Genomic DNA, 23,011 nt, shown 5'->3' on the forward strand with positions numbered 1-23,011 from the left:
AGGTCGGGCGTGGTCAACCCGATCTGGTCAACCCGGCGCGACGGCCGAATAGACCTTGAAGCGATTATTTTCGCGCAGCACCTGGCAGGGGCCGATGTGCGTTTCAATCAGAGCCGGGTACTTGAGAAAGCCATTGGCGACAATACGCAATTCTCCGCGCGGCAACAGATTGCGCGTGACCTGCTCGAAGAAGCGTTCGGCGATACTGGTGTCGTGCTTGATCCCGGTATGGAACGGTGGATTGCTGACCACTGCGGCCAACCGTCCATGCACGTCGCTCAAACCGTCGGAGGGGTACACCTCAGCCTCGACGCCATTGCGCTGCAAGGTTTGTGTCGCGCAGTACAATGCCAGCGCATCCACGTCTACCAACTCGAATTGACTGCCCGGATTGCGTCGCGAGAGCACCGTGGCCAGCACCCCTGCCCCGCAACCGAAATCCAGCACCTTGCCCTTAGGCAAGGGTTTGGATTCTTCCAGCAGCAACTGGCTACCTTCATCCAGCCGACCGTGACTGAAAACGCCGGGCAGACTGACCAGTTCGACCGACTGGTCGCTGAACTCCAGGGTGAACTGCTTTTGCCATTCGGCCAGCACGAACGGGGCCGCCTGCCCATCGACCGCGGACCGCCATAGCTGACAATGTCTGGCGGAATCGAGCTTTTCCGCATACTTCGCATAGGGCTGCATCAGCTTTTCAGCACGGGTGATGCCGCCCTTCTTTTCCCCGACCAGATACAGCGGGCAGCCGGCCTGTAGCAAAGGCGCAATCTGCGCCAGCGCATACTCGGCGCGCTCCAGCGCCTTGGGCATGACCAGCACCGCCGCATCCAGCTCGCCGACCGCCGGGCACTCGTGCGAAAAACTCAGATGCTCGGCATCCAGTTGCGCGTTCAAGCCTAGCCACACTGCGTAATCCCAGGTCCAGACATGCCATTGCGCGGGCAACTGCACAGTGAGGCTATCTGCGGTCGGATTGACCAGCAGCACACGCTTGCCGGCAAACAGCTCGGCGCTACGTTCAAGAATCTGGCTGGTATTGTCCATCGGCGGCTCCGGGTGGTGGGCGGGTTGGGGATTGTACGTTCTCGTTTCCCCACTGCAAAGCGAGCACTCAGCTCTTGCGCGGCTTCGCCCGACGCGTAGGCTCCGCCTGCAGCGGATCATCGGGCCAGTAGTGTTTCGGGTAACGGCCCTTCATGTCCTTTTTAACCTCGGCATAACTGCCCTGCCAGAAGCCGGCCAAATCCTGGGTGATTTGCACCGGACGCTGAGCAGGTGACAACAGATGCAGTTGCAGCGACTGGCGATTCTGCGCGATCCGCGGCGTGTCGGTACTGCCGAACATCTCCTGCAACCGCACCGCCAGAACCGGCGGCGTTTCGCTGTAATCGATACGGATTTGCGATCCGGTGGGTACAGTCCAGTGGCTGGGGGCCTGCTCGTCAAGCTGACGCGGCAGCGGCCAGCGCAAAAGCCCAGCCAGGATTGATGGCAAATCCAGATTGGCAAAGTGCGCCAGGCGCCTGACCTTGCCCAGATAGGGCGCCAGCCAGACTTCCAGCGTATCGAGCAAAGCCGCGTCGCTAATATCCGGCCAGTCACTGCTGCCGCCCTGGTTCAAATCCAGCTGACGCAGCAGAAGTACCCGTGCCTGCCACTGGCGTAATGCTGACGACCAGGGCAGCAGATTCAAACCCTGCCTGCGCACCACCTCGCAGAGCGCGCGGTTGCGTGCATCGGGATCCATCTCCGGCAGGGCCTTGCGGCTAAAAATCAACGCCCCCAGGCGCTGCTGACGCTCGGCGATCAAACTTTCGCTGCGCGCATCCCACTCCAACGTATCCTTCTGGGTCAGCAGTTCAGGCACATGCCTTGTCACTAAAGACGCATCCAGAGCGGCAGCCATAAAGATTCTGACATTGCGTTGCGCCGCATGGCCGCCCAAAGCCGAGATCACCAGCCACTCATGCTTTTGCAACGCATCGGCCTCGGCAAAGGCCGCCGAGCGCCCATTGGCCAGCCGGTACTCCCCGCCCTCGGCCCGCCGCTGGGCAATACGATCCGGATAGGCCATGGCCAGCAACAGCCCCTGCCAGTGCTCATGCTCGGGGTTATCCACCGGGTTCACTGGCGTTCTCTCCAACAGACGCTGCCATTGCCCGGCCAACTGACGTGCGCGCTGCATCGCTCCGCGGTCTAGCGAACCGTCAGCCCTGGGTTGATCGAACAGTGCCATGCGCCTGGCCAGGTCGGCATCCTGCACCCCACGCAACAGATCTCGTTCGCCGGCGATGGCGGCCAGGCGGCAAGCCAGCAGCCCCAGCCCCATCGCCTGACCGCGCAACAGCATATGCGCCAGACGGGGGTGCATGGGTAAGGCCGCCATGGCCGTGCCATGCTCGGTCAGTCGCCACCCAGCATCGTCGCGCCGCAATGCGCCCAGCATCTCCAGCAGTTCGCGACCCTGAGCCAAGGCTGCCGTCGGCGGCTGGTCAAGCCAGCTGAGTTCACTCGCCTCCTGGATCCCCCACTGCGCCAATTGCAACGCCAGGGGCGCAAGATCGGCCTGGAGCATTTCCGGCTGATCCTGCGCCGCCATCTGTTCCTGCTGGCTGGCTGACCAGAGCCGATAACATATACCGGGTTCCAGGCGCCCGGCGCGGCCCGCGCGTTGCTCGGCAGCAGCCTGGGAAACTCGGCGGGTCTGCAGGCGCGTCAGGCCGGACACCGGATCGAAAGATGGCTGGCGTATCAAGCCCGCATCGATGACCACTCGTATGCCCTCGATAGTCAGCGAGGTTTGCGCTATGGAAGTGGCCAGCACAATCTTGCGTTGCCCAGGCGGCGCCGGGCTGATGGCCAGGCGCTGAGCAGCAAGGTCCAGTTCACCATAAAGCGGCGTGACCAGCACATCCTTGTGGTGCGTGAGCTGCGCCTCAAGCTGAGTCTGGACCCGGCGGATTTCCGCCATCCCCGGCAGGAAGACAAGCTGACTACCACCTTCATCGGCCAGCGCCTGCAGTGCGGTTTGTACCACTCTCGGCTCTATTGGTTGCCGCGGCTCAGCCGTACCCATATAACGCACATCCACCGGATACTGCCGACCCTGGCTGCTGATCATGGGCGCGTTATCCAGTAGCTGGCTGACCGCCTGTGCGTCCAGCGTGGCAGACATCACCAGCAACCGCAGCGGCGGATCATCACGCAGGTATTGTTGCGTCTGCCGACACAGCGCCAACCCCAGATCGGCGTCCAGACTGCGCTCATGAAATTCATCGAAGATCACCAGGCCGATGCCTGGCAACTCGGGGTCGTCCTGCAACAAGCGCTGCAGGATCCCCTCCGTGACTACTTCGATACGCGTGGCAGAACTGACCCGGCTTTCCAGCCGAATGCGATAACCAACCCGTTGCCCGACCGGCTCACCCAGCAGTTGGGCCAGACGCTCGGCCGCCGCCCGCGCAGCCAACCGGCGCGGTTCAAGCAGGATGATCTTCTGCCCTGCCAGCCAGGCACTGTTCAACAGCGCCAACGGCACCAGCGTGGTTTTGCCGGCGCCGGGCGGTGCCTGCAGCACGGCGCAAGGGTGGCTGGCCAGCGCCTGATCAAGCTCGTCCAGTACGCTGGCTACAGGTAAATCGGTCATGGTCTTCAAGCACTCGAAGCAAAGGCGCTATTATAGCCGCTCTGCTATGCTCACTACCTAACCAAGCTGGTCGGCAAGCCCATGCTTGACGCACTCTTTCAACCGGACTGAGACCTAAAACATGCGCCTGAAACCCCTCGCCGCCATTCTGCTCACCACCGTCATGACCACCCAGCTGGCTGCCTGCGGCACCATTTTCTATCCGGAACGCCGCGGCCAGATTAGTGGTGAGCTGGACTCCGGCCTCGTCGTGCTCAACTCACTCGGATTTCTGCTGTATATCGTTCCCGGGGTGATTGCCTTTGCGGTAGATTTCGCTACCGGGGCTATCTACTTGCCTGATGGTGAATACTCGCTCAAGCCGGAACGTTTGAACGATGCACTCGACCAAGAGGGCCAGGTCGACCCGTTGAAACTCAAGGCAATTATCAAGCAGGATCTGGATCTGGATTTGCCCCTGGAGCACGCACGGCAGATCAGCCATCCGAACAGCCAGCAATTGGCTTCGCTAGGGTTGCCGCCGAGGGCTTGATGATCAACATGGCGCCGCTGATACCTGCCGAACGTGACCGACTGCTGAAGCTGGCAACCTACGCCTCTGTAGCAGTGGCGGTACTGTTGATTGCTCTGAAGAGCAGTGTCTATCTGATGTCAGGATCAGTCAGCTTGCTGGCGTCTCTGATTGATTCATTGATGGACGCGGCAGCATCAGTGATCAATCTGTTCGCAGTACGCTATGCCTTGAAGCCCGCCGACCACGAGCACCGCTTCGGTCACGGCAAGGCTGAAGCCCTGGCCGGGCTGGCGCAGTCCGCGTTCATCACCGGCTCTGCCGTACTGGTATTGCTGCAGGGGATCGATCGGCTGCTCAATCCCAGGCCGTTGGACAGCGCCTGGCTGGGTATTGCGGTTATGCTGTTCTCCATCGCGGCGACCATCGGCCTGCTGTTGATTCAACGCCATGTGATCAAGCGCACTGGCTCCACCGCGATTCGTGCCGACTCACTGCACTACCGCTCGGACCTGCTGCTCAATGCCAGCATTATCGTGGCGCTGCTGTTGGCCGCTTACGGCATACAGCGCGCCGATGCGTTTTTTGGCCTGGCGATTGCGCTGTTTATTGGCTACAGCGCCGTTCAGATTGGCCGCGATGCGGTGCAGATTTTGATGGATCGTGAGCTCTCCGATGAAGTGCGCGCTGAAGCGCTTCAGCTCGCGCGTTCAGTCGAAGGTGTGGTCAATGTGCATGATTTTCGCAGCCGCCAATCCGGCCACGACTGGTTTATGCAGATGCATGTGGAAGTTCCGGCGCAGACGCCTCTGGTACTGGCCCATGATCTGGGTGAACGGGTCAGGGCGAGGATCGTAGAGCGCTTTCCTCAGACCGATGTTCTGATTCATACCGATCCGGTTTGACGAGCCGCACCTGGTCGGCCAAGCCTAGCCGGCCGCACCTAGCCGGCGGCACCTGGCCGGCCGCACACAAAAACGGCCGAACCTTTTCAGGCTCAGCCGCTTTTGTATGTCCACATCGCGTCGGGTAGATGCCTGCCTGATTCCCTGAGCCTTGTGAGCTGGGTGACCGGTTGGCAAAGGATTCGGTAGAATCGTTAGCCGTCTGATCCCTTCGTGGAGGAGCAGACTGGACGAGCCGGCCTTGGCTTTGAACGTGGAACCATAATAGCCCGCCAGCCGCGCCATTTCTTGCCTAAAATTGCATATATAGCCCATACTTCGGCAACATATATTCATTTATTGCTTATTCTAAGCAATAAAAACGGAGTACGGCATGATTGAGCACAATTTGGACCGTTACGACCTGAAAATTCTCGCTGCCCTGCAGCACGATGCGCGGATCAGCAATCAAGAGCTGGCCGAGCATATCGGGCTCTCGCCTTCCCCTTGCTCCAGGAGAGTCAAGCAGCTGGAAGACAGCGGCTATATTCAACGCCAGGTGGCCTTGCTCGACTCGCGCAAGCTGGGCCTGTCGTTGACGGCGTTCGTCATGATCGGCATGGACCGGCATACCCCCGAGCGGTTCGCTGGCTTCGAGAGCGCTATCCGCGAGCGGCCTGAAGTGCTGGACTGCTGCCTGGTCACCGGCATGGACGCCGACTACCAGCTGCGCGTGGTGGTCCCGGATATGGAACATTACCAACAACTGCTGCTCGGCCATCTGACCCGGATTGAAGGCGTGTCCAGCGTGCGCTCAAGCTTTGTCCTCAACCAGATAAAAACCAGCACCGAACTGCCGCTGGACCATCTGCGCACCAGCTGAGAGCACTCTGGCGTGCAGCGCTGCGACGACCTGTCACAGTGCCGCGGCCACGAAGTCGCTATAATGGCCGTCCAGATACAATCGGAGAAAGGCCGTGGATTACCAGCAGTTTGAAGCTATCGCGATGCCCCTGATGATTTTCGTCCTGGTCGGGTTTATGGGCTATATCGTCTGGGACCTGGCGAAAAAGTCGAAGGCCGGACGCTATGGCACCATGGTGCTGTTTCTCGCACTGGGTCTGGGCGTGATCGGCTTTGTGATCAAAGTCATTATCATTGGCCAGGTCGAGGGCTGAAAAAGCCGTATCTGTGACCGTTTCACCTCCTGCTTCAAGATCTGAATCCTGATTCACTGTTCATCATTGATGAATCAGGATGCAGATTATGGCCTACCGCACGACTCACGCACGCCTGGAACGCGATCAGGCTCTACGCGAACATATTCTTGGCTGTGCGCTGGAAATGGTCGCTGAAGGCGGTTTTTCCGCACTTAGCATGAGCCGTCTGGCGCACACTGCCGGCATCGCCACGGGCAGCCTGTATCGCTACTTTCCGGGTAAAGGCGCGCTGGCGGCGGAAGTCTTTACCCGGGCTACCCGCATCGAAGTCAATGCACTGAAAGAGCAGTTTTTTGGCCAGGGTACGGCCGCCGAGCGCCTGCGCGCAGGGATTGCGCACTTCGCTGCGCGCGCCTGGCATAGCCGGCAGCTTGCCCATGCACTCATTGCCGAGCCGCTTGAGCCCGATGTGGACACTGAACGCCTGCGTTACCGCGCGGCCTATGCGGAGCTTTTCCACAAGCTGATCAAGCAGGGAAATGACGATGGCAGCTTTCAGGTCGACAATATCTCCATCACCGCAGCCTGCCTGGTAGGCGCCATAGCCGAATCCTTGATCGGCCCCCTATCGCCACAGGCCCGCGCTCTGCGCGCCAGCGGGTTGCCCAGTGAAAGCCTGGAAAGTTACACCCGCGCCCTCACCAGATTCTGTCTGCGCGCCCTCGGCGCGAAGGAGCCTTCACCATGAACCTGCACCAATATGCCGAGACCCACGAAGTGACCAATCAGGTCCCCCCTCTGGAAGGCATCAACCTGTACCACACAGATTTGCCGCTGAGGCAATGGGTGCATCGCTTCAATGGCGATTGGGCAGATAACGAACTGGCCGCTTACGGGCAGCTCGCGGGCGGGCCACTGATGGCTGCGGGTTTCCTGGCCAACGAAAACAAGCCGGTGTTCAAAAGTCACGACCGGGCCGGCAATCGCATTGATCTGGTGGAATTTCACCCGGCCTATCATGAGCTGATGAGCGCAGGCATTGCCCATGGCATTACCTCCGCACCCTGGACCAGACCCGGGCCAGGCGCTCACGTTGCGCGGGCTGCGACCATGTACCTGCACAACCAGATCGAAGCCGGAAGTTGCTGCCCCATGACCATGACCTACGCCTGCGTGCCGGCGCTCAAGTTGCAACCGGACCTGGCAGAAAAATGGCTGCCCAAGATCCTCTCGCGGCAATATGATCAGCGCAATCTGCCCATCGAACAGAAAACCGGCGCTACCATCGGCATGGCCATGACCGAAAAACAAGGCGGCACTGATGTGCGCGCCAACACCACCCGCGCCTACGCGGTGGGCCTTGGCGGGCCCGGCCAGGCGTATGAACTGGTCGGGCACAAATGGTTCTGTTCAGCACCGATGTGTGATGCATTTCTGACCCTGGCCCAGACCGACAAAGGTCTGACCTGTTTCCTGCTGCCGCGGCATCGGCCCGATGGCGCGCGCAATCAGTTCTATATTCAACGGCTGAAAAACAAACTCGGCAATCAGGCCAATGCCTCCAGCGAGGTCGAGTTCCGCGGCGCGCTGGCGTGGATGGTCGGTGATGAAGGCCGCGGCGTGCCCACGATCATCGAAATGGTCTCCATGACCCGCTTCGACTGCATGATCGGCTCCAGCTCGCTGATGCGCCAGGCGCTGACCCAAGCCAGTCACCATTGCGCCTATCGTACGGTCGGCGGCCGTGTGTTGGCCGAACAGCCGCTGATGCAAAACGTGTTGGCTGATCTGGCGCTGGAAAGCGAAGCTGCACTGGCGCTGACCATGCGCATGGGCAAGGCGATCGACAATGCCCATGATGAGCATGAAGAAAAATTCGCCCGACTGGTTACCGCGATCGGCAAATACTGGATCTGCAAACGCGCGCCAGCAATGATCAACGAGGCGCAAGAGTGCCTGGGCGGCGCGGGCTATGTGGAAGAAAGCATCCTGCCGCGTCTGTACCGCGAGGCTCCGGTCAATTCGATCTGGGAAGGCTCGGGCAATGTGCAATGCCTGGATGTACTGCGCGCGCTGTCCAAGGAGCCAGGGGTGTTAGAGGTGTTGTTCAGCGAACTGGGCGATGGCCACGGTGACGCCCAGCTGAAACATCATATCGAGCGCATCAAAGCCGATTTCCGCGATACCGACGAGATTCAATACCGCGCCCGGCAACTGACCGAAGATGTCGCGGTGGCGCTGCAGGCAAGGCTGTTGCTGGAAGCCGGCAATGAAGTGGTGTCCGACGCCTTTATCGTCAGCCGTATTGCCGGACGCGGCCGCGCCTATGGCACCTTGCCACGCGGCATCGACGTGGCAGCGCTGGTCGACCGCTCAACACCCAATAGCTGACCACCGGCTATTGCAGTAGCAAAATGGAGCTGGCTCGCTGTTTCACCAGCCAGCTCCCTCAGCATCTCCTCAAACTGGACCTCTGGCGGCAACACCACTAGCATCAACCGCCAGTATCCAAGCCAGGCCCCAGCATGAAACCGACCAGACCACGCGCCCCGACCGGCAAGCCGCTGCGCCCGCAGAGCGCCAAGCCGCGACGTCAACCTGCGGCGCCACCGGCCAACCCCAGGTTGATTGCGCTGAACAAGCCCTTCGATGTGCTTACGCAGTTCACTGACGACCAGGGCCGCGCCACCCTCAAGGACTTTATTGATCTGCCCGGCATCTATCCTGCTGGCCGGTTGGACCGCGACAGTGAAGGGCTTCTATTGCTGACCAACGATGGCCGGCTGCAAGCGCGCATTACTGATCCCAAACACAAACTGGCAAAAACCTACTGGGTTCAGGTGGAGGGTACGCCGACGGAAGAGCAGTTGGCGCAACTGCGCGCCGGGCCGATGCTTAACGATGGTCCTTGCCGACCCGCCGAAGTAGAGCAGATGCAGGAGCCGACCCTCTGGCCACGCCATCCCCCGGTACGCTTTCGCGCCAGCATTCCTACCCATTGGCTGAGCATCACCATTCGCGAGGGAAGAAACCGCCAGGTCAGGCGCATGACCGCTGCTGTAGGGTTGCCCACGCTGCGCCTGGTGCGCGTGAGCATTGGTGACTGGACACTGGCCGAACTGCAGCCGGGCGAATGGCGAGAGGTGGAAATCTAGGTCCTAGTAGCGGATACCTAGCAGGCGGAAGATAAAGCCGAGCAGCCAGATGGGCCCGATCAGCAGAAACTGCAGATCCTTGAAGAACGACGGCTTTTTTCCTTCCAGATGGTGACCGATAAACTGCCCGATCCAGGCCAGAATAAAAATCGCCACGCAGGGGATAAATACATAGGTCATCATGCTCAGAATCAGCAGCATGATCAGACTCAATACCAGCATCGCGGCGGTGATGCGCCAGGACAAAGTCGCATAGAAAGCCAGCGCCAGTGCGACCGCCAAGACCGACACCCATGGATGAATCGCCCAGAGGATGCCCAGCACACTGAACGTGATCAGCGGCACGCAAATCCAGTGCAGCAACTTGTTGGTCGGATTGTGATGGCTCTCGCCGTACTCATCGAACCATTGGTCAATCGCTTTCATACCCGGCACCTCTGTTATTGTTTTACCCACATCGTTGTTTACAAAAAATTCAGTTCCCCGAACACAGTATCCGCCGGCACACACAGGTCTGCCATGGCCTTGAAAGCCAGCCGAGTCCCCTGCCGGTTAAGAGCGCTTGATGTTAAGCTTAGCGCATGAAAACACTTCTACCTTTCCGTCCCGTTGTACTCTGCCTGTCGGGGCACGACCCTAGCGGTGGCGCTGGCATGCAAGCTGATATAGAAGCCCTGATTGCCCAGGGTTGTCACGCGGCGCCTACCATCACTGCCTTGACCGTTCAAAACACCGTAGATGTCAGCGACTTCCGGGTGTTGGACCGTGAATGGGTCATGGCTCAGGCTAACGCGGTGCTCAACGACATGCCGGTTTCGGCGGTCAAACTCGGCATGCTGGGCAATCTGGCCATGGTCGATACCGTGGTCGAGTTGATGCAGCAGCACCCGGCGCTGCCGTTGGTCTGCGATCCGGTCCTGCGAGCTGGCGGTGGCGGCTCGCTGGGCAAGGATGAGGTGGGTTTCGCCTTGCGGGAGAAGCTGCTGCCCTTGGCTTTGATCGCCACGCCTAATCTGCCGGAGGCGCGCATTCTTGCCGAACTGCCCGAAGGCACTGCCGATGAATGTGCTGCCAAGCTACTGCCCTATTGCCGCAACCTGCTAATTACCGGCGGGCACGGCGAAGAGCGCGAGATTCATAACCGGCTGTATTGTCGCGACGGTGGCGAACACACCTTTATCTGTCAGCGCCTCCCGGGCAATTACCACGGCTCAGGCTGCACGCTGGCCAGCGCGCTGGCTGGCCGCTTGGCCCTGGGTGAAGAACTGGTCAGCGCGGTCAAGTCCGCACTGGATTACACCTGGCGCACCTTGCGCGATGCCGAGCAACCCGGCCACGGCCAGTATGTACCCCGGCGCCTACCCCTGGATTACTGCTCGTGATCCACTCACTGCGCGGCCTGTATGCCATCACCGACAGCCACCTGCTGGCTGGCGAGCGGTTTATGCCCTGGGTGGATGCGGCGTTAGCCGGAGGCGCGCGGTTGCTGCAGTACCGTGACAAATCCGCGGATCCGGCCCGTCGTCGGGATGAAGCCACCCAGCTCAAGTCTTTGTGCGAATACTACGGCGCGCAGCTCATCATCAATGATGATCTGCTATTGGCCAGCGAACTGCAGGTCGGCCTGCATCTTGGTCGCGAAGACGGCTGTCTGGGTGAAGCACGCCAGCAGCTGGGTGATCAGGCAATCATTGGCGCCACTTGTCATGCCAGTCTGGAGTTCGCCAGCGAAGCCCAGGAAGCAGGCGCCAGCTATATTGCCTTTGGGCGCTTTTTCCAGTCGGTGACCAAACCCGGCGCCCCAGCTGCGACTCCCTGTTTGCTCGAGCAAGCCAGAAAGCAATTTCATTTGCCGATCGTCGCCATCGGCGGCGTCACTTTGCACAATGCCCCGCAGCTGATCAGCTCCGGCGCCAGCCTGCTGGCCGTAGTCAACGGCCTGTTCGGCGCGCCCTCGCCTGCCGAAGTCGAACGGCGCGCACGCGGCTTCAGCGAACTGTTTCAAACCCTTTGAGAGAATGCCTAATGTCACGCTCAGAAACCCTCTTCGCCAATGCTCAAAAACATATCCCAGGCGGAGTCAACTCGCCGGTTCGCGCGTTCCGTAGCGTCGGTGGCACTCCGCTGTTCTTCAAGCACGCCGAAGGCGCCTATGTGACCGATGAGGACGACAACCGCTACGTGGATTACGTCGGCTCCTGGGGCCCGATGATTCTCGGCCACAGCCATCCTGCGGTATTGGATGCTGTGCGTAACCAGCTGCAGCACGGCTTGTCCTACGGTGCGCCGACGGCGATGGAAACCGAGATGGCCGATCTGGTCTGTGAGCTGGTGCCGTCGATGCAAATGGTCCGCATGACCAGCTCCGGCACCGAAGCGACCATGAGCGCTATCCGCCTGGCCCGTGGCTATACCGGGCGTGACAACATCATCAAATTTGAAGGCTGTTACCACGGCCATTCCGACAGCCTGCTGGTCAAGGCCGGTTCTGGCGCGCTGACCCAAGGCGTACCCAGCTCGGCCGGCGTACCCGCCGATTTCGCCAAGCACACGCTGACCCTGCCGTTTAACGATATTGATGCTGTCAAAGAACTGCTGGCCCAGGCTGGCAAGGATGTGGCCTGCATCATCGTTGAGCCCGTTGCCGGCAATATGAACTGTGTACCGCCCGCGCCAGGATTCTTGCAGGGGCTGCGTGAGCTGTGCGATGAGCATGGCGTAGTGCTCATTTTTGATGAGGTGATGACCGGCTTCCGCGTCGCGCTGGGCGGCGCCCAGGCTTATTACAAAGTCACCCCCGATCTGACCACCTTCGGCAAGATTATCGGTGGCGGTATGCCGGTCGGTTGCTTTGGCGGTAAGCGCGAGATCATGGAAGTCATCGCCCCGCTGGGGCCGGTTTATCAAGCCGGCACACTGTCGGGCAATCCGCTGGCGATGGCAGCAGGCTTGACCACACTAAAACTGATCAGCCGCCCGGGCTTTCATGCTGAACTAACCGATTACACCAGCCGCCTACTGACCGGTATTCAGGAGCGCGCGGATGCTGCCAGCATACCCTTCGTAACCACCCAGGCAGGCGGGATGTTCGGTCTGTATTTCTCCGGAGCCGATGACATCGTCACCTTTGATGACGTCATGGCCAGCGATGCCGAGCGCTTCAAAGGGTTCTTTCACGGTATGTTGAATAACGGTGTCTATCTGGCTCCGAGCGCCTTCGAAGCCGGATTTACCTCTATCGCCCATGGCGAGACTGAACTGAAACTGACATTGGACGCAGCTGAAAAGGCATTCGCCGCCCTATGATCGCCTTGAGCTATCTGCTGCTGAGCGCTGCAGCTTTGGCCTTATGTTTCTGGCTGTGGCAGCGCCAGCATGCCCTGCATGCAGAAGCCCAGGGCGCGCTTAAAGCCAGCATGGTGGCGCTGCTGCTGACCGCCAGCAGCGCTTTGCTACTTGGCCTGGCAAGCTGGGGCGCAAGCAATGCCGGCATTGAACATGCCCAGCGCATCATGGGCCTGGCCGCTCAGCATATGAGCCTGCCGCTGCTCGGGCTGGTGTGTTTGGTGCTGGGCAGAGGGATGCGCTGGAAACCAGTAGTCTGGAGTCAGATCATTCTCGGCCTCTTGGGGTTCTACGAACTCTCACGTTATCTCGAGTGGCAGGCGGGTTACCAGTGGCTGGTCAATCTGCTGGGAGCTGCCTGCCTGGTACTTATCGCCTGCCTTTACCGGCGCCAGGACTGGCGCATCAGTGTGCTATGCATAGCCGGGCTGGTCGGCCTGCTGACACCGGCATTGCTGTACCACAGCTTGCCACTCGCCAGCTTGCTCAACTCAAGCCCGCAGGCCAGCTGGTTGCTGCCGGGCTTTGTCGGCTGCGCACTGGCGGTTGGCCTGCTGGCAGAACAGGCGCACAATAAAGGCCACAATAGTCCTTACAGCGGACCCAAGGCCGCCTCTGACTCATGAATACTCGATTGCCTATCCAATTACTCTCAACCCGCCTAGCGCGGTATTGCCTGCTGAGTTTGCTGATCAGCCCTGCGCTGGTGCTGGCACAGAATGGCAATAACTCCCTGTTGATCAGCACTGAAGAACGCTGTGCGATTAACCGGGTTGACGATGAAAGTCTCGCGCTGGCGATCCAGGCGTGCGAAACAGCCGCTAACGCTGGCGACCTGCAGGCGCAATTCGAGATGGGCGAGCTGTTCCAGCGTGGTGAGCGGGTTGAAAAGGATATCGAACAGGCACTTGGCTGGTTCGAAAAAGCCTCGATTCAAGGCCATCCCAGCGCCCAGTACCAGTTGGGTCTGATGCACTATCAGGGCGAAGGTGTGACGCGTAATCTGCCCCAGGCATACATCATCCTCAAGATGGCGGCAGTCAATGGCAAAGATGAAGCCATGGATGCCAGCGATCAGATCGCGCTGCAAATGAATGCAGAGGAGCTAGATGTCGCCACTCAGGTACTGGGCACGCTATTTCGCAACTATTTAGCGCAAATCCGTGAAGAACAGCTGCAGGGCAAACCTGCCCAGCCGGAAAGCGGCGATTCGCGTGACCCGCAGATGGATTCTACCTTCGGGCCTGTGCAGACCCTTGAATGAGGCGCGCCTGCCCCTTTGACCTGATGAGACAGGTGCGGCCGAATCAGCTCGGCTAGATCAGCTCGGCTGCGGCGGCATGGGGAAATTCATCACGTTTCCGCCACCTTTGGCCTCGCTGATTTTCGCCTGACCGATACGCTCGACTTCATCGATACGCACAATCGACTGCAACGGAATAAAGCTGCGCTCAACCCCCTCGAACTGGGTCTTAAGCTTTTCTTCAGCGGGATCGACCAGCACCTGCGAGCGCTCACCAAACAGTAATTCCTCAATTTCCAGAAAGCCCCACAGATCGCTCTGGAAGATATGTCGAGCATAGAGCTCGTACACCTGACCCTGGTTGAGGAAAATAACGCGGAAAATCGGCTGCTTGTCTTTGCTCATCGTGGAACCATCAAACCTGTATCTTGGCCAAGCCGAACAGGCAGGTTCGGCGGTCGCGGATGATAGCACAGCACGGGACATGCACCGCCTCATCCGTGTATAATTCCGCTTTTTACAAGGTTACGCTTAGCACATCCCATGGCCAAGAAACTCTTTATTCAGACCCACGGTTGCCAAATGAACGAGTATGACAGCTCGCGTATGGCTGACCTGCTCGGCGAAAATCAGGCAATGGAGCTGACCGACCGCCCCGATGAGGCAGACGTCATTCTGCTCAATACCTGTTCGATTCGTGAAAAGGCTCAGGAAAAGGTCTTCTCCGAACTGGGTCGCTGGCGACCGCTGAAAGACAAGAACCCCGACCTGATTATCGGTGTCGGCGGCTGCGTGGCCAGCCAGGAAGGCAGCGCAATCCGCGACCGCGCCCCTTATGTGGATGTGGTTTTCGGCCCGCAGACCCTGCACCGCCTGCCTGAGATGATCAACGCCGCGCGCACCACGCATAAACCGCAGGTAGATGTGTCATTTCCGGAAATCGAGAAATTCGACCGTTTGCCAGAGCCACGCGTTGATGGCCCAACGGCCTTTGTCTCGATCATGGAAGGTTGCAGCAAGTACTGCAGCTTCTGCGTAGTGCCCTACACCCGTGGTGAGGAAGTCAGCCGTCCATTCGACGATGTGCTGGCTGAATGCATTCACCTGGCCGAGAACGGCGTGCGTGAAGTCACCCTGCTGGGCCAGAACGTCAACGGCTATCGCGGCCAGACCCACGACGCCAAGGTCGCCGATCTGGCTGACCTGATTCGGGTAATTGCCGAGATCGACGGCATTGACCGCATCCGCTATACCACATCGCACCCGCTGGAATTCTCCGACAGCCTGATTCTGGCGCATGCCGAAGTCCCCGAGCTGGTCAAATATCTGCACCTTCCGGTGCAGTCGGGCTCCGACCGGGTACTGGCCGGTATGAAACGCAACCACACAGCGCTTGAGTACAAGTCGCGCGTGCGCAAGCTGCGCGCTGCCGTGCCAGATATGATCCTCAGCTCGGATTTCATCATCGGCTTCCCCGGCGAAACCGACAAGGATTTCGAGCAGACCATGAAGCTGGTGGAAGATGTCGGCTTTGATTTCTCCTATTCCTTTATCTACAGCGCACGGCCTGGCACCCCGGCATCAGATCTGGCGGACAACACGCCAACCGAGGTCAAGAAGCAGCGTTTGCAGATTCTGCAGGCGCGCCTCAATCAGCAGGGCTTTGATAATAGCCGGCGCATGGTTGGCACTACCCAGCGAATACTGGTGACCGATTATTCAAAGAAAGACCCGGGCATGCTCCAGGGTCGTACCGAGCATAATCGCATCGTCAATTTCCGCTGCGACAATCCGCGGTTGATCGGACAGTTCGTTGACGTTCTGGTCGATGAAGCTTTGCCACACTCCCTGCGTGGCAGCCTGCTGGCGGAGACTGTTCACTAAGCTATGCCACCCGGACTTTCGCGCGGCCGTTCGGCCGCGCATTCCCACTCATCTGCCCTTCTTTGCATCGCGCGCTTTGCGCGCTATGCTGTTATTTCCTGAATGCCACGAGGCGACTGACAGATCACTTTGAACGCTCCCCTGCACATACATCGTTTTACTATCGAACCCGTTGATTCCCGCCGCTTTGCCAGCCTGTGCGGCCAATTTGACGAACACTTGCTACTGATCGAACAGCGGCTGGGCATTGAAGTGCGCAACCGGGGTAATCAATTCGAACTGATTGGCGAGGCTGAACTGACCCGCTCTGCTGAAGCAGTGCTTCGCCAGCTGTACCGCGAAACCCGCGACAATGGCGAGTTGACCCCCGATACCGTTCATCTGTTTCTGCAAGAATCCGGACTGGAAAACCTCAGCGAAGCACTGCAGCAGAGCGACGGCGGCAAGCCAGTGATACTGCGCACCCGGCGCATGACCATTCAACCGCGTGGGCCGAACCAACAGAGTTATGTGCGCTCCATTCAGGAACATGACATCAATTTCGGAATTGGGCCTGCCGGTACCGGCAAGACCTACCTGGCCGTCGCCTGCGCGGTAGATGCGCTGGAACGCGAACAGATTCGCCGCATCCTGCTGGTACGCCCGGCGGTTGAAGCAGGCGAGAAACTCGGCTTTCTGCCTGGCGATCTGTCGCAGAAGATCGATCCCTATCTGCGCCCGCTGTACGACGCACTCTATGAAATGCTCGGCTTCGAAAACGTTGCCAAGCTGATAGAACGTCAGGTTATCGAAGTCGCGCCGCTGGCCTATATGCGCGGTCGCACCTTGAACAACAGCTTTATCATTCTTGATGAAAGCCAGAACACCACGCTGGAACAGATGAAGATGTTCCTCACCCGTATCGGCTTTGGCTCTACAGCGGTGATTACCGGTGACGTCACCCAGGTGGATCTGCCGCGCGGAACCAAGTCCGGCCTCGCTCATGTGGTCGAGGTGCTGAAAGACGTGAAGGGTATCGGCTTTACCCATTTCAAATCCAAGGACGTAGTACGTCACCCGTTAGTGCAACGCATTGTCGAGGCGTACGATATGTTCGAGTTGCGCCAGGAAGGCGAGCGTCAGGAAAAAGAAGCCCAGCGCCGGGAACGCAGCAATGAGTCTTGAAGCCTCTATCGAGCTGGATCTGCAGAACGCCACCAGCGCCCCGGATGTGCCTGACGAAGACAGCTTCAGGCGCTGGGCCGGGTTGGCTCTACAGAGCAAACCCGGCCATGAACTGACCATCCGCCTGGTGGACGAGACCGAAAGTCAGAGCCTTAACCTGCAATATCGCGGCAATGACTACCCGACCAACGTGTTGTCCTTCCCCGCCGACTTACCGCCCGAGCTGAACATTCCACTGCTCGGCGATCTGGTGATTTGTGCCCAGGTGGTCGCGCGTGAAGCCCAGGAACAGCAAAAACCCCTTCAGGCCCATTGGGCGCATATGGTCATGCATGGCTGTCTGCACCTCATAGGCTACGACCATATCGAAGATACCGAAGCCGAGCAGATGGAATCTCTGGAGCGCCAGCTACTGGCGCAACTGGGCATTGCCGACCCATATGCTGCCGACTTCATTTCAACCAGCGACGAGAAAAAGGAATCATGAGCGAAGATCGATCGACCAGCGGACACAAGACCTGGCTGGACAAACTGACCCAGGCTTTTGTCCACGAACCCAAGAACCGCCAGGAATTGTTGGAGCTGCTGCGCGAAGCGCATGCCAACGAAGTCCTGGATATCGAAGCCTTGTCGATTATTGAAGGCGCCTTGCAGGTCTCCGACATGCAGGTCCGGGATATCATGATCCCGCGCTCGCAAATGATTACCATCAAGTCCAGCCAGACGCCCCGGGAATTTCTGCCGGACGTGATCGAAGCAGCGCATTCGCGCTTTCCGGTCATCGGCGATGGTGTTGACGATGTGCTGGGCATCCTGCTGGCCAAGGATCTTCTGCCCCTGCTGTTGCAGGACGATACCGAACGCTTCAACATCAAGGAAATCCTCCGCCCAGCCACCTGCGTGCCCGAGTCCAAGCGCCTCAACGTGCTGCTCAAGGAATTTCGCGCCACACGCAATCACATGGCCATTGTGATTGACGAGTACGGCGGCGTCTCCGGCCTGGTGACTATCGAGGACGTGCTCGAGCAGATCGTCGGCGACATCGAGGATGAGCATGATGTTGACGAAGACAGTCATATCAAACCGCTGCCCAGCGGTGATTTCCTGGTCAAGGGACTGACACCCATCGAAGATTTCAACGAGCATTTCGACACCGAGTTCTCCGACGAAGAGTTTGACACCGTTGGCGGCCTGGTAATGAATGCCTTTGGCCATCTGCCCAAGCGCAATGAAGTGGCCGAACTGGAAGGTTTTCGCGTTCGTGTTCTGAATGCTGACAGCCGCCGTGTGCACTTGCTCAGGGTTACCCTGGAAAAATCCTGAGGAATGGCGACACGTGCTGATGCAATGGATTGACCGACTACGCGGTCCGGGCTGGCTGGGTAACCTCCTGGCCATTATCGCCGGGGCGCTGACGACCTTGGCCTTTGCACCTTTCGACTGGTGGCCATTGGGTCTGCTGTCCATCGCCCTGCTCTACCAAGGCCTGCAGCAACTGTCCCCGGGGCAGGCGGCCCTGCGCGGCTGGTGCTGGGGCTTGGGCTTGTTCGCCAGCGGCGTATCCTGGGTGTATATCAGTATCCATGTGCACGGCTACGCCTCGCCGGCGTTGGCGGGCCTGCTCACCGGGCTGTTTGTTGGCGGCCTGGCACTGGTGATCGCCCTTGCCGCCTGGCTATGGGCGCGCTGGTTACGCCCTGCGCAGCCAGGCTGGCTGGCCTGCTTCGGCTTTGCCGCGCTCTGGGTGGCGCAGGAGATTTTCCGCGGCTGGTTCCTCACCGGCTTTCCCTGGCTGTACCAAGGCTATATTCATACCGATACCTGGCTGTCCGGCTTCGCTCCGATCGGCGGCGTCTGGCTGCTGACGTTCCTGACCGTCCTCAGCGCCTGCCTGCTTTCAGAATTACGCCTGTGGAAACGTCTACCCCATGCCGCTGCAGCTGTGGCGCTGCTATTAACCATCTGGCTGGGCGGCAAGGGACTGGGCGTTATTGAATGGACAAAGCCCACCGGCGAGCCGCTGTCCGTCGCCTTGATACAGGCTGACATCCCCCAGTCGCGCAAGTGGGATCCTGACCATATTCAGCAGACGCTTAGCCTGTACCGCGACTTGAGCTACGGCCAGGGACCGGTCGATCTGATCCTCTGGCCGGAAACCGCGATACCGGTGCTCAAGACCCAGGCACAAGGTTTTGCCGACGCCATGGCCGCCAATCTGGCCGAGCAAGGCACCACACTGATTACCGGCATACCCGTGGATAATTACGACACCGGTGAGCTGCGCATCTTCAACGGCATCATGGTGGCGGGCGCCGAGGAAAATCAGTACCTCAAGAACAAGCTCGTACCCTTCGGCGAATATGTGCCCATGGAACAAGTCCTGCGCGGTCTGATCGCGTTTTTCGACCTACCCATGTCGAGCTTCTCGCGTGGCCCGGCGGTGCAAGCACCATTGGAAGCCGCAGGCTACCGGCTGGCGCCGTTTATCTGCTATGAAGCGGTTTACCCCGACTTTGCAGCCAAGCTCGCAGCTCAGAGCGAGCTGTTGATTACCATCAGCAATGACAGCTGGTTTGGCGAATCGATTGGCCCGCTACAGCATCTGCAGATGGCCCGTATGCGTGCAATAGAAAGCGGCCGCTGGATGATTCGCGGTACCAACAATGGCGTTACTGCGTTGATCGATCATCGCGGCGACATCACTGCCCGAATTCCCCAGTTTCAGCAGGTGGCGCTAAGTGGTTGGGTGCAACCACGCGAAGGGCTCAGCCCCTATTTGCGCTGGCGTAGCTGGCCACTGAAGATTGGGGTGCTGGTGATACTACTGACGTGTGCGCTGGGGCGCTGGCGGCGCCGGGATGAGTACTGAGTTTGCAGATACCTGTAACTCCTCGATAATGCGCCACAGCAGTTGCTGATCCTCTACGCTTAGCCCGCTGAGCTCCAACTCAGTAACCGTGGGCGTCCGCCCGGCCATCCATTCGCGAGTGCGGGCCATGTCCATGGCCTGATCGAGCCGACGCAGAAGTCGCCCATACGAAGAGTCACGAGGCAAGTCGCTGAGTAGTGCGGGCGCGCTGCCTTTCATCTAGCCAACCTCCTTTAACATGTCATTTTGAGCCTCCGGCTGCGGTCGAACACCCCGTTGCCGTTATCCAGAGCATAGCTGCCCACGCTAATAGCGCAGAGACCCGGCGACGAATGGTGATAGCGGCAACTGCCTTGTGCTTGGGCTACCTGCAATCTGCCCGGTGGTGTATCCTGCTGCATTGATTTGCAAAGACATCCTGCCGTCACCTGCGGCAGCAATGAGCATGCTGACAGCCCAACCGCACGTGCTCCGAGATCCGATGTTGGCGCAATTACCCCCAGCCAAACGAGCTCAGACAGTCCCGACTATGCAAGAACAGTATTCCCCCCGCGATATCGAAAGCAGCGCCCAGACCGAATGGGATAACAGCGACGCCTTCAAGGTGAGCGAAACCCCTGATCGCGAGACGTTCTACTGTCTGTCCATGTTCCCCTACCCCAGTGGCAAGCTGCATATGGGTCACGTGCGTAACTACACGATCGGCGATGTGATTTCCCGCTATCAGCGCATGCAGGGCAAGAACGTGCTGCAGCCTATGGGTTGGGATGCCTTTGGCATGCCGGCAGAAAATGCCGCGATGCAGAACAAGGTCGCGCCAGCCAAGTGGACCTACGACAATATCGATTACATGCGCACCCAGCTGAAAAGCCTGGGGCTGGCGATGGATTGGTCGCGTGAGTTCGCTACCTGTACGCCCGAGTATTACCGCTGGGAACAGTGGCTGTTTACCAAGCTGTTTGAACAGGGCGTGATCTACCGCAAGAACGGTACGGTCAATTGGGACCCGGTCGATCAGACGGTGCTGGCCAACGAACAGGTTATCGACGGCAAGGGCTGGCGCTCTGGCGCGCTGATCGAGAAGCGCGAAATCCCCATGTACTATTTCCGCATTACCGATTACGCAGAAGAGCTGCTGAGCTCGCTGGACGAGCTGACCGGCTGGCCGGAACAGGTCAAGACCATGCAGCGCAACTGGATCGGTAAATCGGTTGGCATGGAAGTGCACTTCCCCTACGACCAGGCAAGCATCGGCGAAGACGGCAAACTGAAGGTGTTCACCACCCGGCCCGATACCCTGATGGGCGTCACCTATATGGCCGTGGCCGCCGAACACCCGCTGGCCACCATCGCCGCGCAGGGTGATCCGCAGCTGCAGGCATTTATTGACGAGTGCAAACGCGGCGGGGTCGCCGAAGCCGATATTGCCACCCAGGAAAAGAAAGGCCGCCCTACGCGTTTGTTCGTGACTCATCCGCTGACCGGTGAAAAGCTCCCGGTGTGGGTCGCCAACTACGTATTGATGACCTATGGCGAGGGTGCAGTCATGGCCGTTCCTGCCCATGACGAGCGTGACTTTCATTTCGCCACTCAGTATGACCTGCCGATCAAGCCGGTAGTGCGCACCTCAGCGGGCGATGAAACCCCAGCCCCCTGGCAGGATGCCTACGGTGAAAAGGGCACACTGATCAACTCGCAGGAGCTGAACGGTCTGGATTACACCAGTGCGCTAAAAACCATTGCCGAGATATTGCAGCAAAAAGATCTCGGCGCTGCGCGCACTCAATTTCGCCTGCGCGATTGGGGCATCAGCCGTCAGCGCTACTGGGGTTGCCCGATTCCGATCATTCACTGCGACACCTGCGGCGATGTGCCCGTGCCGGAAGATCAGTTGCCGGTGGTGCTACCCGAAGACGTGGTACCCGATGGTGCCGGCAGCCCACTGGCGAGAATGCCGGAGTTTTACCAGTGCACTTGCCCCACCTGTGGCGGCCAGGCCAAGCGTGAAACCGATACCATGGATACTTTCGTTGAAAGCTCCTGGTATTTCGCCCGCTACGCCTCACCGCACTACGAGCAGGGGATGGTTGACCCGAAAGCGGCCAATCATTGGCTGCCGGTGGATCAATATATCGGCGGTATCGAGCACGCGATTTTGCACCTGCTCTACGCGCGCTTCTTCCACAAGCTGATGCGTGATCAGGGTCTGGTCGATTCGAACGAGCCGTTCAAGAACCTGCTGACCCAGGGCATGGTCATCGCCGAGACCTATTTCCGGCTGGAAGCAAATGGCAGCAAAACCTGGTTCAACCCAGCCGATGTCGAGGTCAAGCGCGACGGCAAGGGCAAGATCATCGCCGCCCACCTGGCCAGTGATGGCCAGCCGGTAGAAATCGGCGGCATCGAGAAGATGTCCAAGTCGAAGAACAACGGGGTTGATCCGCAGTCGATGATCGACCAATACGGCGCCGACACCTGTCGCCTGTTCATGATGTTTGCTTCACCACCGGATATGAGCCTGGAATGGTCCGACACCGGCGTGGAAGGCGCACACCGCTTCCTGCGCCGGGTATGGCGCCTGGCACATCAGCACAGCATCGGCGGTGCTGCCGCGGCACTGGACATCAGTGCGCTCAGCGATGAACAAAAAGCCGTGCGCCGTTCGATCCATCTGGCGATCCGCCAAGCCAGCCAGGATATTGGCCAGCATCACAAATTCAACACCGCCATCGCAGCGGTGATGACCTTGATGAACGTACTGGAGAAAGCGCCGCAAGCGAACCATCAGGATCGCGCCCTGCTGCAGGAAGGACTGGAAACCGTCTGCCTGCTTCTAGCACCGATTACCCCGCACATCAGTCACGCACTGTGGCAGGCACTCGGTCACAGCACACTGGCGATTGATGCGCCCTGGCCGGTGCTGGATGATTCGGCGCTGGTGCAAGACACCCTGCAGCTGGTGATTCAGGTCAATGGCAAACTGCGCGGGCAGATCGAGGTCGCCGCCGACGCCAGCCGTGCAGATGTTGAAGCTGCCGCACGCGACAACGAAAACGTAATACGCTTTACCGAAGGCCTGAGCATCCGCAAGGTGATCGTGGTCCCCGGCAAGCTGGTCAATATTGTTGCCAACTGATATGCAATGGA

Annotated in this window: 23 protein-coding genes; 18 read left to right on the forward strand and 5 right to left on the reverse strand. The window is 59.3% G+C overall.

Annotation, left to right across the window (positions count from 1 at the left end):
* Positions 1-27 precede the first annotated feature (27 nt).
* Complete coding sequence (locus EAO82_RS16935) at positions 28-1,047, reverse strand: methyltransferase (protein ID WP_096348350.1); 1,020 nt, start codon at positions 1,045-1,047, stop codon at positions 28-30.
* A 67-nt stretch (positions 1,048-1,114) separates the two neighbouring features.
* Positions 1,115-3,649, reverse strand: a complete 2,535-nt coding sequence (gene hrpB / locus EAO82_RS16940) for an ATP-dependent helicase HrpB (protein ID WP_096348351.1) — start codon at positions 3,647-3,649, stop codon at positions 1,115-1,117.
* Positions 3,650-3,770: 121 nt separating this feature from the next.
* Here hrpB and EAO82_RS16945 point away from each other — a divergent pair, with 121 nt between their 5' ends.
* The 7 genes from EAO82_RS16945 (at position 3,771) to EAO82_RS16975 (ending at position 9,359) form a co-directional block, all read left to right on the forward strand.
* Positions 3,771-4,181: a polyribonucleotide nucleotidyltransferase gene (locus EAO82_RS16945; RefSeq protein ID WP_096348352.1), complete on the forward strand. Its 411-nt coding sequence runs from the start codon at positions 3,771-3,773 to the stop codon at positions 4,179-4,181.
* Positions 4,181-5,065, forward strand: coding sequence for a cation diffusion facilitator family transporter (locus tag EAO82_RS16950; protein WP_321540950.1), 885 nt, complete (start codon positions 4,181-4,183; stop codon positions 5,063-5,065). The genes EAO82_RS16945 and EAO82_RS16950 overlap by 1 nt, the downstream gene beginning before the upstream one ends.
* Before the next feature lie 373 nt (positions 5,066-5,438).
* Positions 5,439-5,927, forward strand: a complete 489-nt coding sequence (locus EAO82_RS16955) for an Lrp/AsnC family transcriptional regulator (RefSeq protein ID WP_096348353.1) — start codon at positions 5,439-5,441, stop codon at positions 5,925-5,927.
* Between the two features lie 94 nt (positions 5,928-6,021).
* Positions 6,022-6,222, forward strand: coding sequence for a DUF2788 domain-containing protein (locus EAO82_RS16960; protein WP_394241652.1), 201 nt, complete (start codon positions 6,022-6,024; stop codon positions 6,220-6,222).
* An 88-nt stretch (positions 6,223-6,310) separates the two neighbouring features.
* A complete protein-coding gene (locus EAO82_RS16965; protein WP_096348354.1) occupies positions 6,311-6,952 on the forward strand; it encodes a TetR/AcrR family transcriptional regulator in 642 nt (213 codons plus the stop codon).
* Positions 6,949-8,595: an acyl-CoA dehydrogenase family protein gene (locus EAO82_RS16970; RefSeq protein WP_096348355.1), complete on the forward strand. Its 1,647-nt coding sequence runs from the start codon at positions 6,949-6,951 to the stop codon at positions 8,593-8,595. Before EAO82_RS16965 ends, EAO82_RS16970 begins: the two co-directional genes overlap by 4 nt.
* 134 nt (positions 8,596-8,729) lie before the next feature.
* Positions 8,730-9,359, forward strand: a complete 630-nt coding sequence (locus tag EAO82_RS16975) for a pseudouridine synthase (RefSeq protein ID WP_096348356.1) — start codon at positions 8,730-8,732, stop codon at positions 9,357-9,359.
* Between the two features lie 3 nt (positions 9,360-9,362).
* On the opposite strand, the gene EAO82_RS16980 is transcribed toward EAO82_RS16975, so the two are convergent.
* The gene (locus EAO82_RS16980) at positions 9,363-9,785 is read right to left on the reverse strand and encodes a DUF962 domain-containing protein (RefSeq protein WP_096348357.1); all 423 of its coding nucleotides are present in this window, start codon (positions 9,783-9,785) and stop codon (positions 9,363-9,365) included.
* Positions 9,786-9,940: 155 nt separating this feature from the next.
* On the opposite strand from EAO82_RS16980, the gene EAO82_RS16985 reads away from it, so the two are divergent.
* From EAO82_RS16985 to EAO82_RS17005, 5 genes are read left to right on the forward strand one after another with little or no spacing between them, the layout of a single operon-like run.
* Entirely contained in the window at positions 9,941-10,741 is an 801-nt protein-coding gene (locus EAO82_RS16985; RefSeq protein WP_096348358.1) for a hydroxymethylpyrimidine/phosphomethylpyrimidine kinase, read from the forward strand.
* Complete coding sequence (thiE, locus tag EAO82_RS16990; RefSeq protein WP_096348479.1) at positions 10,741-11,373, forward strand: thiamine phosphate synthase; 633 nt, start codon at positions 10,741-10,743, stop codon at positions 11,371-11,373. Before EAO82_RS16985 ends, thiE begins: the two co-directional genes overlap by 1 nt.
* Positions 11,374-11,384: 11 nt before the next feature.
* The gene (hemL, locus tag EAO82_RS16995; RefSeq protein WP_096348359.1) at positions 11,385-12,665 is read left to right on the forward strand and encodes a glutamate-1-semialdehyde 2,1-aminomutase; all 1,281 of its coding nucleotides are present in this window, start codon (positions 11,385-11,387) and stop codon (positions 12,663-12,665) included.
* A complete protein-coding gene (locus EAO82_RS17000) occupies positions 12,662-13,330 on the forward strand; it encodes a hypothetical protein (protein ID WP_096348360.1) in 669 nt (222 codons plus the stop codon). Before hemL ends, EAO82_RS17000 begins: the two co-directional genes overlap by 4 nt.
* The gene (locus tag EAO82_RS17005; protein WP_096348361.1) at positions 13,327-13,968 is read left to right on the forward strand and encodes a tetratricopeptide repeat protein; all 642 of its coding nucleotides are present in this window, start codon (positions 13,327-13,329) and stop codon (positions 13,966-13,968) included. Before EAO82_RS17000 ends, EAO82_RS17005 begins: the two co-directional genes overlap by 4 nt.
* A 57-nt stretch (positions 13,969-14,025) precedes the next feature.
* Here EAO82_RS17005 and EAO82_RS17010 read toward each other — a convergent pair whose 3' ends face one another.
* Positions 14,026-14,352 carry a DUF1820 family protein gene (locus tag EAO82_RS17010; RefSeq protein WP_022961295.1) on the reverse strand — a complete coding sequence of 109 codons (327 nt, stop codon included), beginning with the start codon at positions 14,350-14,352 and terminating at the stop codon, positions 14,026-14,028.
* A gap of 138 nt (positions 14,353-14,490) precedes the next feature.
* Here EAO82_RS17010 and miaB point away from each other — a divergent pair, with 138 nt between their 5' ends.
* From miaB to lnt, 5 genes are all read left to right on the forward strand, one after another.
* On the forward strand, positions 14,491-15,831 hold the full coding sequence (gene miaB, locus EAO82_RS17015; protein ID WP_096348362.1) for a tRNA (N6-isopentenyl adenosine(37)-C2)-methylthiotransferase MiaB: 1,341 nt from the start codon (positions 14,491-14,493) through the stop codon (positions 15,829-15,831).
* 129 nt (positions 15,832-15,960) lie between these two features.
* Entirely contained in the window at positions 15,961-16,995 is a 1,035-nt protein-coding gene (locus EAO82_RS17020) for a PhoH family protein (protein WP_096348363.1), read from the forward strand.
* Entirely contained in the window at positions 16,985-17,482 is a 498-nt protein-coding gene (gene ybeY, locus EAO82_RS17025; RefSeq protein WP_096348364.1) for an rRNA maturation RNase YbeY, read from the forward strand. The genes EAO82_RS17020 and ybeY overlap by 11 nt, the downstream gene beginning before the upstream one ends.
* On the forward strand, positions 17,479-18,318 hold the full coding sequence (locus tag EAO82_RS17030) for an HlyC/CorC family transporter (RefSeq protein ID WP_096348365.1): 840 nt from the start codon (positions 17,479-17,481) through the stop codon (positions 18,316-18,318). Before ybeY ends, EAO82_RS17030 begins: the two co-directional genes overlap by 4 nt.
* A gap of 19 nt (positions 18,319-18,337) precedes the next feature.
* Complete coding sequence (lnt, locus tag EAO82_RS17035; RefSeq protein ID WP_096348480.1) at positions 18,338-19,864, forward strand: apolipoprotein N-acyltransferase; 1,527 nt, start codon at positions 18,338-18,340, stop codon at positions 19,862-19,864.
* Here the strand turns inward: lnt and EAO82_RS17040 are convergent.
* Entirely contained in the window at positions 19,817-20,083 is a 267-nt protein-coding gene (locus tag EAO82_RS17040) for a hypothetical protein (RefSeq protein ID WP_143520389.1), read from the reverse strand. The two genes, lnt and EAO82_RS17040, sit on opposite strands and share 48 nt — an antisense overlap.
* Positions 20,084-20,393: 310 nt before the next feature.
* On the opposite strand from EAO82_RS17040, the gene leuS reads away from it, so the two are divergent.
* On the forward strand, positions 20,394-23,000 hold the full coding sequence (gene leuS / locus EAO82_RS17045) for a leucine--tRNA ligase (protein ID WP_096348366.1): 2,607 nt from the start codon (positions 20,394-20,396) through the stop codon (positions 22,998-23,000).
* Positions 23,001-23,011 lie beyond the last annotated feature (11 nt).

It is taken from the genome of Halopseudomonas pelagia (assembly GCF_009497895.1).
In the GTDB taxonomy this organism is placed as follows: domain Bacteria; phylum Pseudomonadota; class Gammaproteobacteria; order Pseudomonadales; family Pseudomonadaceae; genus Halopseudomonas; species Halopseudomonas pelagia_A.

Coding starts and splice junctions, on each gene's coding strand:
- EAO82_RS16935 (WP_096348350.1), bottom strand. CDS start 1,047: ATGGACAATACCAGCCAGATTCTTGAACGTAGCGCCGAGCTGTTTGCC.
- hrpB (WP_096348351.1), bottom strand. CDS start 3,649: ATGACCGATTTACCTGTAGCCAGCGTACTGGACGAGCTTGATCAGGCG.
- EAO82_RS16945 (WP_096348352.1), top strand. CDS start 3,771: ATGCGCCTGAAACCCCTCGCCGCCATTCTGCTCACCACCGTCATGACC.
- EAO82_RS16950 (WP_321540950.1), top strand. CDS start 4,181: ATGATCAACATGGCGCCGCTGATACCTGCCGAACGTGACCGACTGCTG.
- EAO82_RS16955 (WP_096348353.1), top strand. CDS start 5,439: ATGATTGAGCACAATTTGGACCGTTACGACCTGAAAATTCTCGCTGCC.
- EAO82_RS16965 (WP_096348354.1), top strand. CDS start 6,311: ATGGCCTACCGCACGACTCACGCACGCCTGGAACGCGATCAGGCTCTA.
- EAO82_RS16970 (WP_096348355.1), top strand. CDS start 6,949: ATGAACCTGCACCAATATGCCGAGACCCACGAAGTGACCAATCAGGTC.
- EAO82_RS16975 (WP_096348356.1), top strand. CDS start 8,730: ATGAAACCGACCAGACCACGCGCCCCGACCGGCAAGCCGCTGCGCCCG.
- EAO82_RS16980 (WP_096348357.1), bottom strand. CDS start 9,785: ATGAAAGCGATTGACCAATGGTTCGATGAGTACGGCGAGAGCCATCAC.
- EAO82_RS16985 (WP_096348358.1), top strand. CDS start 9,941: ATGAAAACACTTCTACCTTTCCGTCCCGTTGTACTCTGCCTGTCGGGG.
- hemL (WP_096348359.1), top strand. CDS start 11,385: ATGTCACGCTCAGAAACCCTCTTCGCCAATGCTCAAAAACATATCCCA.
- EAO82_RS17000 (WP_096348360.1), top strand. CDS start 12,662: ATGATCGCCTTGAGCTATCTGCTGCTGAGCGCTGCAGCTTTGGCCTTA.
- EAO82_RS17005 (WP_096348361.1), top strand. CDS start 13,327: ATGAATACTCGATTGCCTATCCAATTACTCTCAACCCGCCTAGCGCGG.
- EAO82_RS17010 (WP_022961295.1), bottom strand. CDS start 14,352: ATGAGCAAAGACAAGCAGCCGATTTTCCGCGTTATTTTCCTCAACCAG.
- miaB (WP_096348362.1), top strand. CDS start 14,491: ATGGCCAAGAAACTCTTTATTCAGACCCACGGTTGCCAAATGAACGAG.
- ybeY (WP_096348364.1), top strand. CDS start 16,985: ATGAGTCTTGAAGCCTCTATCGAGCTGGATCTGCAGAACGCCACCAGC.
- EAO82_RS17030 (WP_096348365.1), top strand. CDS start 17,479: ATGAGCGAAGATCGATCGACCAGCGGACACAAGACCTGGCTGGACAAA.
- lnt (WP_096348480.1), top strand. CDS start 18,338: ATGCAATGGATTGACCGACTACGCGGTCCGGGCTGGCTGGGTAACCTC.
- EAO82_RS17040 (WP_143520389.1), bottom strand. CDS start 20,083: ATGAAAGGCAGCGCGCCCGCACTACTCAGCGACTTGCCTCGTGACTCT.
- leuS (WP_096348366.1), top strand. CDS start 20,394: ATGCAAGAACAGTATTCCCCCCGCGATATCGAAAGCAGCGCCCAGACC.